The following is a 12,589-nucleotide window of genomic DNA, read 5'->3' on the forward strand; positions in this document are numbered from 1 at the left end:
AATCTAAGTTTTACTTAACACCCTGAGTTGTTCGTGCCTCGCTATGCGTTGCTGTTTCCCGTCTCAGTGGGGTCGCATTATAGGGAGATTCGAGCGGGGGTCAATGTTTTATTTCAGCTTTTTGACAATTAAATGAATTTAGTATGAAAGCTATACAAATAAAGGGCTACAGGATACTTTTAGTTTAAAAAACACGCACAATATAAGTATCTATTGATGAGGTATTAGTAAGGTTTAAACTAAGCTGTATGTTAAACAAACAACACACAGCTTTATTTTAAATTAAAGGTTTATTTAGATGCTATTTCCCATACGGCAATAGAGCCTGATATTTCATTTCCAACGATTAAGAGTGGGTTTCCTGTAGCACTTTGCTCAGCTGGAACGAATACCATTCCTTCAGGCGCTAAATCGCCTGTAATATTAGCGTCTTTAATTAAGCCTCTATTATAGAAGTAGTCTTCAAACTGCACATTATATGGATTGGTAATATCATAAACCATAATCCCACCCATACGCTCGAGCCCTATAAAAGCAAATGTACGATCGTCAATTTTACCAATAGTCAGCGCTTCTGGCTCTGCGCCTTTATCATCTGAGCGTGAGTCACCTTTGTTTTCATCTTCATTGTTGTTAAATGCTTCACCATGAACCGATGCAGTAATTCGACCTATATCATCGCCTGAATCAAACACCACCAGCCCATTGCTGTCCCAAATGGTAAACGAACGTGCACCATAAGCATAAAGCGATTCGTATTGACCATCATTATTAGTATCGCCTTTTATTGTTGTTACTTTTAAGCGACCAATATCGTTATCGTCGTTATTTAAGTAATCAAAATTAGCTGCAAGCGTTAAGTCTTCAACGCGGCTTTCATCTATATAAGCTAAGCAGCCATCGTCTTCATCGTAATCAAGTCCGCCCTTTGCTATACAGTCTGCTTCATCCGTTGTATCAAAAAAGTATTCTCTTGCGTCACCTTCGTTGGCAGTGACTATAAAGTTAGCGCCTTTCCAACTAAAGCTTGAGATAGTATCGGGCTGGTACATACCATAGAGCCCTGGGTATGATTTAAAATTAACGCCGCCATCTTTATCTGAGGCATCAAGTTGTAAGCTTGACCACTCTTTAAAGCCTAAGCCCTTTAGCTCAAGACTGTTGTCTTGTAGGTTAACTATTGCAAGTGCATTGTTTTCTTGAATAGATACATAAGCATATTTGTTATCTTTAGAAATGCTAACGTACTCGGGCTCTAAATCCATAGCTACTGTGGTATTTATTAGATTACCGTTAATAGTACGACCATTTGGATTTGCAAAAACGACCCCTTGCGCTTCTAGTTCGGTTTGTTTGTTGTTATAGGCTTTAAAATCAATATTTATTGCTGTATCAGCTATTACATTATTTGTTATATCGATAATACTAATAGAACCTTCAGGATCTACGCTGTAGTCGCCACTTGGTTCACCTTCGTTAGCAACCACTGCCTTTGCGCCATCGTGGGTGAACGTCACCATGTCTGGTAAAAATCCGACTGTAACATTTTTAATAAAGACAGGTGATTCGCCGCTTATATCGTAAAAAGCAATTTGACCTTCATCACCCGTGCTTTCAGCAGCCATTGCAACCGCTAGTAAATTATTGTTTTCATCAATAGCAATGCTGTTTGCATCGCCTTGGGTGTTCTCGTTTAAAGGTAGCGTAATGACCGAGGTTAAGTTAGTGGCGCTTATAACCCCTTCGTTATCTTTAACAAGTGCGGCAGTATCAAAGGTGTCTGCGGGTAAAATATTAACAACAGCGTCATCACCTGAACTGTTAATAGCGTAAATCCATTTTTTAGATGCTTGATATGCAACTATTTCAGCTGCACCTTCTGGGCTTTGTGCATTTAATACACCTCTACCCACAAGGTTAATATTTAATGCTGAATTGGCATTTATACCATTTAACCCATTAATTCCATCGGTGCCTTGTTCTCCCTGTAATCCTTGAGAGCCGTTTTGACCATCGTCACCATCAAGTGAGCAACCAGTAAGAACAGATATAAGTGACAGCGCAATAATTGATTTTTTAAACATGTGATTTTCCTTAGTATTGTATTTGCTAAATATCAACACACAGGCATGACAAGATTATGGCAGTTTTATTTTGATTAGCTTTCGGCAATAAAAAAGCGAGTGTTAAACTCGCTTGCAGCTAAGGAGTAGCTTATTACCCATGAAATCAGCTTTGTAACTAAAAGCTATTAATATGCTCATTACGCCTTTTTCGAGTTTCTTCTATAAACTCTTTTAGCTCATCAACAGAAGGTTCAATACCTTGTTGGTTTTTTTGCTCGAACCAATCGGCTATATCACTGATTATGACAGAGCCACCTTGTAAGCATAACTCATCGTTTTTTAGCCAAACATCAGGCGCTCGAAGTGAGGGTCCGGTGTACCAACTACAATAAGTGTAACCTTTGCTTTTTAAATTAGACTCTATAACAAGATTCGTCGGGATTGATAGAATTAATAAAACAATTAAACCTACAACTGCACTTTTAAATGCATTAATTAAAGTTAACTTTATATCAAACCCCAAAAAACGCTGTAAAGTTGATAAAAACGTTAAAAATAAGCAAGGTAATAATAAAAAAGATAATAGTATGGTGGCTTGCTCTTTGATAAAAAATTGAGGCTGACTAACTAAAAATATAGTTTCCACTTCGGAAAAAAAGTTTAAGGCTATCTTGTAGCACAGTCCCCCACTAACAATTAACAAGAAAAAAACAGATGCTAATTCTTTCATATTTGCAAGAGATAACTTTTTATCTGCTTTTTTCCATTCTAAAAACTTCACAAGTTATAAGACCTAGTTTTTTTAAACATAGGAACTCCAAAGGTTTCATGTAAAAATTCATTTGGATTTTCTTTATATTCGCTATTAATTTTTTGCGCTCCAGCCTTAATTTTAACTACACCACTCTGTATCTTATTTTCAATATTTCTTAACTCATCAGAAAGTACTTTTACATAATCACTGGTATCTGAAAATGCAATTGAAAAAGCCACCCCAACGATTACAACAACCAACAAGGGCACTAATACTGTACCTGCAATTATTGTTGCTAAACCTGCTGATGCTGCTGATGCGACACCTAATATTGTACTAGTAGTCACAATAGCAGCTCCAACTACAGCCATATCCACGGCTACACCTGCCACTAAGTCATGCCATGTTTTTTGATCGTTTAAAAGGTAGTCTGTAGCATGAAATGTCACTGAAATTACTAGAGTGAGCACAAACCCACCCTTCATAGCTTTTGCAGCTTCTAATTTACCGACACCGATAGTAAAAAGTTTGGGGTTACTTGCTAAATAACGAGTACCCGTTAAATGAGCTTTGATACCAGGATAAGAAGACATTATAATAGCAGGGGAACCATTATAAACTTTAATTTTAAACTTACCAAAAACATTACCTTGGCGCTGCATTGCAGCCGCTATAATGGCTAATGCCTTCATATCATCAAATAAAGGGTATAACCCACCCCCTGTCTTTAATGGATCTTTAATTCGTTTCCATTTACTTGATAGTGAATTATGCTCTTCCAGTAACTCATCAAGCCAATCAACCACTTCTGAACGAGATTTACCTTGCTTCATCTTTACAGAAATAATGTATTCTACAAACTCTGCAGAATTCATTTGTATCAGCGTGTGATTGTTACCTGATAGAAGACTTTTAATTTGATTTTGACGTTGCCTTTCGGCAATAGCACGGCGAGCATATGCAGACATAGGAGTTCCTTAAGTGTATTTTTTAATCCGTTAATCATAAGTTTAAATAATAGTCAAAATATAAGCAATAAAAAAGCGAGTATATAACTCGCTTTAAAAAGGTGTTGGCTTATTATTTTTTAACTGGGCGTTTCCAACCCGTTAAATTACGCTGTTTAGAGCGTGCTATTGCTAATTGGTCATCTTCAACGGTACTGGTGATCACAGAGCCTGCACCAATTGTTGCAGTTGCGCCTATATTTACTGGGGCAACGAGTGATGAATTAGAGCCAATAAAAGCATTATCGCCAATAATAGTTTTTGATTTATTAACACCATCGTAGTTGCAGGTAATAGTACCAGCGCCAATATTCACTTTTTCGCCAATTTCAGCATCACCTAAATAACTTAAGTGGTTGGCTTTTGAGCCTTTGCCTAAACGGGTTTTTTTCATCTCAACAAAGTTACCAATGTGTGAGTCTTCTTCCATAACAGCGCCAGGGCGAAGGCGAGCATAAGGGCCCAGCGTACATTTAGCAGCTACGCTTGCATCTTCAATTAAGGTATTCGCCTTTATTACCACGTTATCGCCTATGGTACAGTTTTTAAGTACACAGTTAGGGCCAATTTGTACATTGTTACCAAGGGTCACATTACCTTCAAAGATAACGTTTATATCAACTAATACGTCTTCGCCTGTTTTAACATTGCCGCGAACATCAATACGAGCAGGGTCGGCCAGGGTAGCGCCATTTAACATTAACTCTTCTGCTTGCCATGCTTGGTAAGCGCGCTCTAAGCCTGCAAGTTGTACGCGGTTATTTGCGCCTTCAACTTCCATTGCATGATCTGGTTGCGCTGAAGTGATCTCTACGCCTTCACTGTGAGCCATTGCAACGATATCTGTTAAGTAGTACTCGCCTTGTGCATTATTGTTAGATAAGTTACCTAACCATGTTTTTAATAGCTTACCGTTAACAGCCATAATGCCTGTATTTACTTCGTTAATAAGTAACTGCTCTGAGCTTGCATCTTTTTGCTCAACAATACCGACTAACTTACCACCAACACGAAGCATGCGACCATAGCCATTTGGGTTTACCAAATTTACCGTTAATACCGCTAAACCATTTTTAGGTGTTGCAGCTAATAAACGCTCTAGAGTTGATTGTTTTGTTAGCGGTACATCGCCGTATAAAATCAATACTGTGTCTTCATCGTTAATATGAGAGTTGGCTTGCGCTACTGCGTGGCCAGTACCGAGTTGTTCTGCTTGAAGTACCCAATTTACATCGTTATCGGCAAGTTGTTGTTGTAATAGATCGCCGCCGTGTCCGTAAACTAAGTTTGTAGTCGTTGCACCTAATGCCATCGCATTATCAATAACGTGCTGTACCATTGGTTTACCTGCAACATTGTGCAAAACTTTAGGTAGAGCAGAGCGCATACGAGTACCTTTACCCGCAGCAAGAATAACAGTTGTTAGAGCCATTAAAACAATTTCCTTTTTCCGTTGTTTTAGCTAAATAAGTATTATGTTTGTGCAGAAGATTACGTAAATCACTTCTTGTGCAAATACTCAGTAGGTTAGTTTATTCGTACTGAATATTGACTGAAAAACACACTTAATTGGATGACGTTATTGTAGCGAGGATTGGTGAAGGATATAAGTGATAAAGCACAGATAATAGTCTGATAGACCTGTTATTTAACAATTATAAATAAGCGATACACCATGTTTAAATTACAGACACAAAAAAGCCCACATAAAGTGGGCTTTTCAAAACCGGATAGGCTTACTTGTGACGTAATTGCTGAATTACGCGTAACTGAGCAACTGCTTCTGCCAGTCGCGTAGCCGCTTGTTGATAATCAAACTCAACAGCTGACGAATTCGCCATATGTTCTTCAGCTTCACGTTTAGCTTTTTGTACAGAATCTTCATCTAAATCTTCACCACGAACCGCAGTATCTGCAAGAATCGTGATGTGATTTGGTTGAACTTCTAATGTACCGCCAGCAACATATAACACATCTTCGTGACCATATTGCTTAACTAAACGTACCATACCAGGTTTAAGGGCAGTTAGTAGTGGAGCATGACCTAGGTTTACACCCAGCTCGCCTTCACTACCAGATACTTGAATCGATTCAACAAGACCAGAGAACAAGCTCTGCTCTGCGCTTACTACGTCAAGATGTACAGTCATAGCTGTCATACTACCCTCCTAGTTACATGCCTTTGGCTTTTTCTTGAGCTTCTTCGATAGAGCCAACCATGTAAAACGCTTGCTCTGGAAGCTCATCAAACTCGCCGTTTAAAATGCCTTTGAAGCCAGCAATTGTATCTTTCAGTGATACGTATTTACCAGACGCGCCTGTAAACACCTCTGCCACGAAGAATGGCTGAGATAGGAAACGTTGGATTTTACGTGCACGAGATACAAGTTGCTTATCTTCGTCAGAAAGCTCGTCCATACCTAGGATTGCAATGATGTCTTTAAGTTCTTTGTAACGCTGAAGAACTGTTTGAACGCCACGTGCTGTATCGTAGTGCTCTTGACCAATTACTTGTGGGTCAAGTTGACGCGAAGATGAATCAAGTGGATCTACCGCTGGGTAGATACCAAGTGATGCGATATCACGTGAAAGTACTACTGTTGCGTCTAAGTGAGCAAAGGTAGTTGCTGGAGATGGATCCGTTAAATCATCCGCAGGTACGTATACCGCTTGGATTGATGTAATTGAACCCGTCTTAGTTGAAGCGATACGCTCTTGAAGCACACCCATTTCTTCAGCAAGTGTAGGCTGGTAACCTACCGCTGACGGCATACGACCAAGAAGTGCAGATACTTCTGTACCAGCAAGTGTATAACGGTAGATATTATCTACGAAGAAAAGTACATCGCGACCTTCATCACGGAACTTTTCAGCCATAGTAAGACCTGTTAACGCTACGCGTAAACGGTTACCTGGAGGCTCGTTCATCTGACCGTATACAAGCGATACTTTATCAAGTACGTTTGAATCGTTCATCTCATGGTAGAAATCGTTACCCTCACGTGTACGCTCACCAACACCTGCGAATACTGAGTAGCCGCTGTGCTCGATTGCGATGTTACGGATAAGTTCCATCATGTTTACAGTTTTACCAACACCGGCACCACCGAATAAACCAACTTTACCACCTTTAGCAAATGGACATACAAGGTCGATAACCTTAATACCAGTTTCTAAAAGCTCAACTGAACTTGATTGCTCTTCGTATGAAGGCGCTGCACGGTGAATAGACATACGGTCTTCTTCGCCGATTGGACCCGCTTCATCGATTGGCTCACCAAGTACGTTCATGATACGACCAAGTGTTGCTTTACCAACTGGAACTTGAATCGATTCACCTGTATTCATAACTAAAGCACTACGACGTAAACCATCAGTAGTACCCATAGCGATAGTACGCACTACACCGCCACCTAGCTGTTGTTGAACTTCTAAAGTCAAACCAGCTAAATCGCCATCTGTTACTCTTAGTGCGTGGTATACCGCTGGCACGCTATCTTGTGGAAATTCAATATCCACAACGGCGCCGATAATTTGGACGACCTTACCTAAACTCATGTCTATTCCTCTCGTTAATCTTTACCTGAAGCATTAAACTGCTGCTGAGCCAGAACAAATCTCACTAATTTCTTGTGTGATTGCTGCTTGGCGAGCCTTGTTATAAACAAGCTGTAGCTCGTCCATAAGGTCACCTGCGTTATCAGTTGCAGCTTTCATTGCAACCATACGAGCAGCCTGTTCTGAGGCAGCATTTTCTACCACACCTTGGTATGCTTGAGACTCAATAAAGCGTACTAACAAAGACTCTAAAATAGCCTCTGGGTTTGGCTCGTATAAGTAATCCCATGTGTGAGCAGATACTTCTTCTTCAGCTTTTGGCAAAGGGAGTAACTGATCTATAATTGGCTCTTGCTTCATGGTATTAACGAATTTGTTATATACCAAGAATAAACGGTCTATTTTGCCTTCAGAAAATGCATCAAGCATAATTTTTACAGGACCAATAACGTCTTGTACTGAAGGTTTATCTCCTAGGCCCGCTTTTTTAGCGAGTAGTTGACCACCAAAACGTTGAAAGAAGCCTGCTGCCTTACTACCTAAAGTAGCAAATTCAGCATCAACACCTTTCTCTTTCCACGCTTTAACATCAAGTGCAACTTTCTTAAACTCGTTTGAGTTTAAACCGCCACACAGACCACGGTCTGTAGAGATAACAATATAACCAACTCGTTTCACTTCACGTTCTTTTAAGAACGGGTGAGTAAAATCAAGATTTGCTTGAGCAACACGACCAATTACTTCACGTAATTTATTAGCGTATGGACGGCTTGAAGCAACGCGTTCTTGCGCCCTTTTCATTTTAGACGCAGCAACCATTTCCATTGCGCTAGTGATCTTTTGAGTATTTTTAATACTCCCGATCTTGCTTTTAATCTCTTTTCCGCTGGCCATGACTCTCTCTCCGAATCAAGGTGTGCTTTAGTTTCCTAAAGCGCACCATTAATAACTAAATTACCAAGTTTGCGTAGACTTGAACTTCGTAAGAAGTTCTTTAAGCTGCGCTTCGATCTCGGCATTCAAGTTACCAGTTTCATTGATTTGAGCCACAAGCTCTGCGTATGTGCTAGTTGCATACGAAAGTAAAGCTGCTTCAAAGCCACCGATTTTCGAAATTTCGATGTCTTGAAGGAAGCCTTTTTCAGCAGCAAATAACGACAAAGACATTTCAGCAACAGACATTGGCGCGTACTGTTTCTGCTTCATTAGCTCTGTTACACGCTCACCATGCTCAAGTTGAGCACGAGTAGCATCATCAAGGTCAGACGCGAACTGCGAGAACGCAGCTAATTCACGGTACTGAGCTAGGGCTAGACGAATACCGCCACCTAGTTTCTTAACGATTTTAGTTTGTGCAGCACCACCAACACGCGATACCGAGATACCAGCATTTACTGCCGGACGGATACCTGAGTTGAATAAGTCAGTTTCTAAGAAGATCTGACCATCGGTGATAGAGATAACGTTAGTCGGTACGAACGCAGAAACGTCGCCGCCTTGAGTTTCAATGATTGGCAATGCCGTCAATGAACCAGTTTTACCTTTCACTTCACCATTAGTGAACTTTTCAACGTAATCTGCGTTTACACGCGATGCACGCTCTAAAAGACGAGAGTGAAGGTAGAATACGTCACCTGGGTATGCTTCACGGCCTGGTGGACGCTTAAGTAGTAATGAAATTTGACGGTAAGCAACTGCTTGCTTAGACAAATCATCATATACGATTAATGCGTTTTCACCACGGTCACGGAAGTATTCACCCATAGTACAGCCCGCGAACGGTGCTAAGTACTGAAGTGCCGCAGATTCAGAAGCAGATGCAACAACTACGATAGTATTTGCTAATGCACCATGCTCTTCTAATTTACGAACTACGTTTGCAATAGTAGATGCTTTTTGACCAATCGCAACGTACACACACTTAACGCCTGTGTCTTTTTGATTGATGATTGCATCGATTGCTAGTGCAGTTTTACCTGTTTGACGGTCACCGATGATAAGTTCACGTTGACCACGACCAACTGGAATCATCGCATCGATAGATTTATAACCAGTTTGAACTGGCTCATCTACTGATTTACGCTCGATTACACCTGGTGCAATTTTTTCTACAGGTTCAAACCCGTCGTTATCTAAAGCGCCTTTACCATCGATTGGAGCACCTAGTGTGTTTACAACACGACCAAGTAGACCAGGACCAACAGGAACTTCTAAAATACGACCAGTTGTATATACTTTTACGCCTTCAGTAAGGTCAGCGTACGGACCCATTACTACTGCACCAATTGAGTCGCGCTCAAGGTTTAGTGCGATAGCATAACGGCTGCCAGGAAGCTCAATCATTTCACCTTGCATACAGTCAGCAAGACCGTGGATGCGGATGATACCGTCAGTAACAGATACAATAGTACCTTCGTTACGAGCTTCACTTACAACTTCGAACTTCTCAATACGTTGTTTGATCAGATCTGAAATTTCAGTGGAATTAAGTTGCATGCTCTTTTTCCCAATTACGATTGTAGTGTTGTAGCTAAGCGGCTTAATTTACCGCGAATAGTACCGTCGATTACAGTGTCGCCAGACCTAATAATAAGTCCACCAACCACTGACGCGTCTTCACTACAATTCAGCTTAACTTTGCGTGCGAAACGTTTTTCAAGTGCCGCTACCAATGACTCTTGTTGCGCAGCAACAAGAGGAGTTGCAGAAATCACATCTACTTCGATTTCTTTATCGTATTCTGCTTTAAATTCAGCAAATAACTCAGCAACGTCAGGTAGAGCTGTCAAACGTCCATTTTCAGCCATCACCTTAACTAGGTTCTGACCTTGTTCGTTGAGCTGCTCAGCACAAAGTTGAATAAATAACTCAGCTTGTGCAGTAGCTGTAGGCATACCTGCTAAAGCAGATGATGCTTGTTCATTGCTGGCTACGTGGCCTGCAAAGAACAACATATCATTCCAGCTTTCTAGAGTGCCTTTCTCAACGGCAAGTTCAAAAGCCGCTTTAGCGTATGGGCGAGCGATAGTAGTCAAATTAGACATGCTCATACCCTCCTAATTACAGCTCAGCGACAAGTTTTTCAACGATGTCACTATGTGCGGCTTGATTAATTTCACGCTCTAAAATACGTTCTGCACCAATCACTGCCAGAGTTGCTACTTGCTTACGTAGCTCTTCTGTTATGCGATTACGTTCAGACTCAACTTCAGAGTGCCCTTGAGCAATGATACTTTCACGCTCTTGCTGACCACGAAGTGTTTCTTCGTCAACAATTAGCACTGCACGCTTTTTAGCTTGATCAATGATATCAGCCGCTTGAGCTTTTGCATCTTTAAGCTGTTCAGCAGCTTTCTTTTGCGCAAGTTCTAAGTCTTTTTCGGCTCTATCAGAGGCAGCTAAACCATCTTCGATTTTTTTCTGGCGAGCTTCAATTGCACCGTTTAGTGGTGGCCATACGTATTTCATACAAAATAATACGAACACCGTAAACGCAATCAATTCACCGATAAGAGTGGCGTTTAAATTCACAACCGCTCCTCCTTAAATAGTAAGCTGTTCAAAAAATAAAATTAAAGTACGAACAACAATACCATAGCGATACCAACACCAATCATTGCTACAGCATCGATTAGACCAGCAAGAATAAACATCTTAACTTGTAGCGAAGGTGCAAGCTCAGGTTGACGCGCACATGCTTCAAGGAATTTACCGCCCATGTTACCAAAACCGATTGCAGTGCCGATTGCACCAAAACCGATTAGTAAAGCTACTGCGATGTATTTTAAGCCGTTTAATAATTCTAAAGCTTCCATTTATTTCTCCAAAGTTTCAATTGTAAAGTTAAAAGTAAAAGTAAAATTGTAAATATAAAATTAGTGATTATCTGAGCTAGCCATGCTTAGGTATACGATTGTTAGCATCATAAATACGAATGCTTGCAATACAATTACTAAGATGTGGAATACAGCCCAAACAAAATGCAATGGTAATTGCATAAATCCGATAGCGCCGATCAAGATGAAAATCAATTCACCTGCATATAAGTTACCAAACAGACGTAGCGCTAATGAAAACGGTTTAGAAACCAGCGCAATCAGTTCAAGTAATAAGTTAAACGGGATTAAAAGGATTTGTAGTGCAGTATTATTTGAACTAAACGGGTGAAGTGTTAGTTCTTTAATAAAACCACCGATTCCTTTTATTTTAATTGAGTAGCCTATCATTAAAATAAATACACCCAGCGCTAGCGCTGCAGTCATATTAATGTCAGTCGTTGGTACAATTTTCATGTACACATCGTGTGAATCCATACCAAACGCAGTTTCACCAACAAAACCAGCCAATGCAGGTAAAAAGTCAACCGGTATTAAATCCATTAAGTTCATTAAAAATATCCAAACGAATATTGTTAATGCTAATGGTGCAATAAGCTTGCTTTTACCATGGAAAGTATCACGTACGTTGTCACCAACAAACTCTACTACCATTTCAATGAAACATTGAAATTTTCCAGGTACACCTAGTGTTGATTTTTTAGCGGCACTACGAAAGATCCATAAAAATATAAGACCTAAACCGATAGACCATGCGAGGGTATCTATATGCCATGTCCAGAAACCACTATCCGTACATGCTTTATTGAAGGCGAGACCTGTATCGGTCGAACACATCTTAGCATTGGTCAAATGGTGCTGGATATGGCCAGATAGAGTAACTTCTTCTGCTGCCATGTTATATCCCAAAGTTAATGTTTAAAAAAAACGGGTGCGAACAATCCAGTAAAGAGCGCCAGTATATAAGTACTAAAAAAGGGTAATAAAATTACCGGAAAATGCTTCAGTACTAGCGCAAACAATACAATTGTTAGCATAAATTTTAATCCGTTGCCGCGTTTCAACGAGGCATACGCTTGATTTGCTCGACTTGCACCCATATGTCTGAATGCATAAAGACCAAATACAAAGTGCGGAAGTACTGCGACAACTCCACCAGCGAGTGATGAAAGCGCGGCATTGACTCCCGAACTAAAACAAATAATTACAGCAGCAACTAATGCTACAACACCCTGAAGGCAAATTAACTTTAATACGGCAAGTCGATATGGACTCGCTAACTTATCAGTCACGTTTAGTTAACCTTTATTGCGTTCTAATTGTTAGGGTGTGAAAACTGGCGAAATTATACTTAATCCTGCCAGTTTT

General features: G+C 40.2%; 13 protein-coding genes. All 13 read right to left on the reverse strand.

Going from position 1 to position 12,589, the window contains the following annotated elements; all coding sequences use genetic code 11:
• Positions 1-290: 290 nt before the first annotated feature.
• A complete protein-coding gene (locus GQR47_RS16685) occupies positions 291-2,084 on the reverse strand; it encodes a choice-of-anchor I family protein (protein ID WP_024597173.1) in 1,794 nt (597 codons plus the stop codon).
• Positions 2,085-2,241: 157 nt separating this feature from the next.
• Positions 2,242-2,847: a DUF1240 domain-containing protein gene (locus tag GQR47_RS16690; protein WP_024597174.1), complete on the reverse strand. Its 606-nt coding sequence runs from the start codon at positions 2,845-2,847 to the stop codon at positions 2,242-2,244.
• Positions 2,844-3,788, reverse strand: a complete 945-nt coding sequence (locus tag GQR47_RS16695) for a hypothetical protein (RefSeq protein ID WP_024597175.1) — start codon at positions 3,786-3,788, stop codon at positions 2,844-2,846. Before GQR47_RS16695 ends, GQR47_RS16690 begins: the two co-directional genes overlap by 4 nt.
• Positions 3,789-3,900: 112 nt before the next feature.
• On the reverse strand, positions 3,901-5,259 hold the full coding sequence (gene glmU / locus GQR47_RS16700) for a bifunctional UDP-N-acetylglucosamine diphosphorylase/glucosamine-1-phosphate N-acetyltransferase GlmU (RefSeq protein WP_002962912.1): 1,359 nt from the start codon (positions 5,257-5,259) through the stop codon (positions 3,901-3,903).
• A gap of 304 nt (positions 5,260-5,563) precedes the next feature.
• Positions 5,564-5,986: a F0F1 ATP synthase subunit epsilon gene (locus GQR47_RS16705; RefSeq protein ID WP_004335277.1), complete on the reverse strand. Its 423-nt coding sequence runs from the start codon at positions 5,984-5,986 to the stop codon at positions 5,564-5,566.
• A gap of 13 nt (positions 5,987-5,999) precedes the next feature.
• Positions 6,000-7,385, reverse strand: coding sequence for a F0F1 ATP synthase subunit beta (atpD, locus tag GQR47_RS16710; protein ID WP_004335274.1), 1,386 nt, complete (start codon positions 7,383-7,385; stop codon positions 6,000-6,002).
• Positions 7,386-7,418: 33 nt separating this feature from the next.
• Positions 7,419-8,279, reverse strand: a complete 861-nt coding sequence (atpG, locus tag GQR47_RS16715) for a F0F1 ATP synthase subunit gamma (protein WP_024597176.1) — start codon at positions 8,277-8,279, stop codon at positions 7,419-7,421.
• Between the two features lie 60 nt (positions 8,280-8,339).
• The gene (gene atpA / locus GQR47_RS16720; RefSeq protein WP_165724177.1) at positions 8,340-9,881 is read right to left on the reverse strand and encodes a F0F1 ATP synthase subunit alpha; all 1,542 of its coding nucleotides are present in this window, start codon (positions 9,879-9,881) and stop codon (positions 8,340-8,342) included.
• Between the two features lie 14 nt (positions 9,882-9,895).
• Positions 9,896-10,429: a F0F1 ATP synthase subunit delta gene (atpH, locus tag GQR47_RS16725; protein ID WP_004335267.1), complete on the reverse strand. Its 534-nt coding sequence runs from the start codon at positions 10,427-10,429 to the stop codon at positions 9,896-9,898.
• 16 nt (positions 10,430-10,445) lie between these two features.
• Positions 10,446-10,916 (reverse strand): F0F1 ATP synthase subunit B, encoded by a 471-nt coding sequence (atpF, locus tag GQR47_RS16730; RefSeq protein WP_004335264.1) that lies wholly within the window; start codon positions 10,914-10,916, stop codon positions 10,446-10,448.
• Between the two features lie 41 nt (positions 10,917-10,957).
• Positions 10,958-11,200 carry a F0F1 ATP synthase subunit C gene (gene atpE / locus GQR47_RS16735; RefSeq protein WP_008112128.1) on the reverse strand — a complete coding sequence of 81 codons (243 nt, stop codon included), beginning with the start codon at positions 11,198-11,200 and terminating at the stop codon, positions 10,958-10,960.
• 60 nt (positions 11,201-11,260) lie between these two features.
• Complete coding sequence (gene atpB / locus GQR47_RS16740; RefSeq protein ID WP_024597178.1) at positions 11,261-12,118, reverse strand: F0F1 ATP synthase subunit A; 858 nt, start codon at positions 12,116-12,118, stop codon at positions 11,261-11,263.
• Positions 12,119-12,132: 14 nt separating this feature from the next.
• On the reverse strand, positions 12,133-12,513 hold the full coding sequence (locus GQR47_RS16745; protein WP_004335240.1) for an ATP synthase subunit I: 381 nt from the start codon (positions 12,511-12,513) through the stop codon (positions 12,133-12,135).
• Between the last annotated feature and the right edge of the window lie 76 nt (positions 12,514-12,589).

It is taken from the genome of Pseudoalteromonas sp. Z1A2 (assembly GCF_011378755.1).
In the GTDB taxonomy this organism is placed as follows: Bacteria; Pseudomonadota; Gammaproteobacteria; order Enterobacterales; family Alteromonadaceae; genus Pseudoalteromonas; species Pseudoalteromonas distincta.

Coding starts and splice junctions, on each gene's coding strand:
- GQR47_RS16685 (WP_024597173.1), bottom strand. CDS start 2,084: ATGTTTAAAAAATCAATTATTGCGCTGTCACTTATATCTGTTCTTACT.
- GQR47_RS16695 (WP_024597175.1), bottom strand. CDS start 3,788: ATGTCTGCATATGCTCGCCGTGCTATTGCCGAAAGGCAACGTCAAAAT.
- glmU (WP_002962912.1), bottom strand. CDS start 5,259: ATGGCTCTAACAACTGTTATTCTTGCTGCGGGTAAAGGTACTCGTATG.
- GQR47_RS16705 (WP_004335277.1), bottom strand. CDS start 5,986: ATGACAGCTATGACTGTACATCTTGACGTAGTAAGCGCAGAGCAGAGC.
- atpD (WP_004335274.1), bottom strand. CDS start 7,385: ATGAGTTTAGGTAAGGTCGTCCAAATTATCGGCGCCGTTGTGGATATT.
- atpG (WP_024597176.1), bottom strand. CDS start 8,279: ATGGCCAGCGGAAAAGAGATTAAAAGCAAGATCGGGAGTATTAAAAAT.
- atpA (WP_165724177.1), bottom strand. CDS start 9,881: ATGCAACTTAATTCCACTGAAATTTCAGATCTGATCAAACAACGTATT.
- atpH (WP_004335267.1), bottom strand. CDS start 10,429: ATGTCTAATTTGACTACTATCGCTCGCCCATACGCTAAAGCGGCTTTT.
- atpE (WP_008112128.1), bottom strand. CDS start 11,200: ATGGAAGCTTTAGAATTATTAAACGGCTTAAAATACATCGCAGTAGCT.
- atpB (WP_024597178.1), bottom strand. CDS start 12,118: ATGGCAGCAGAAGAAGTTACTCTATCTGGCCATATCCAGCACCATTTG.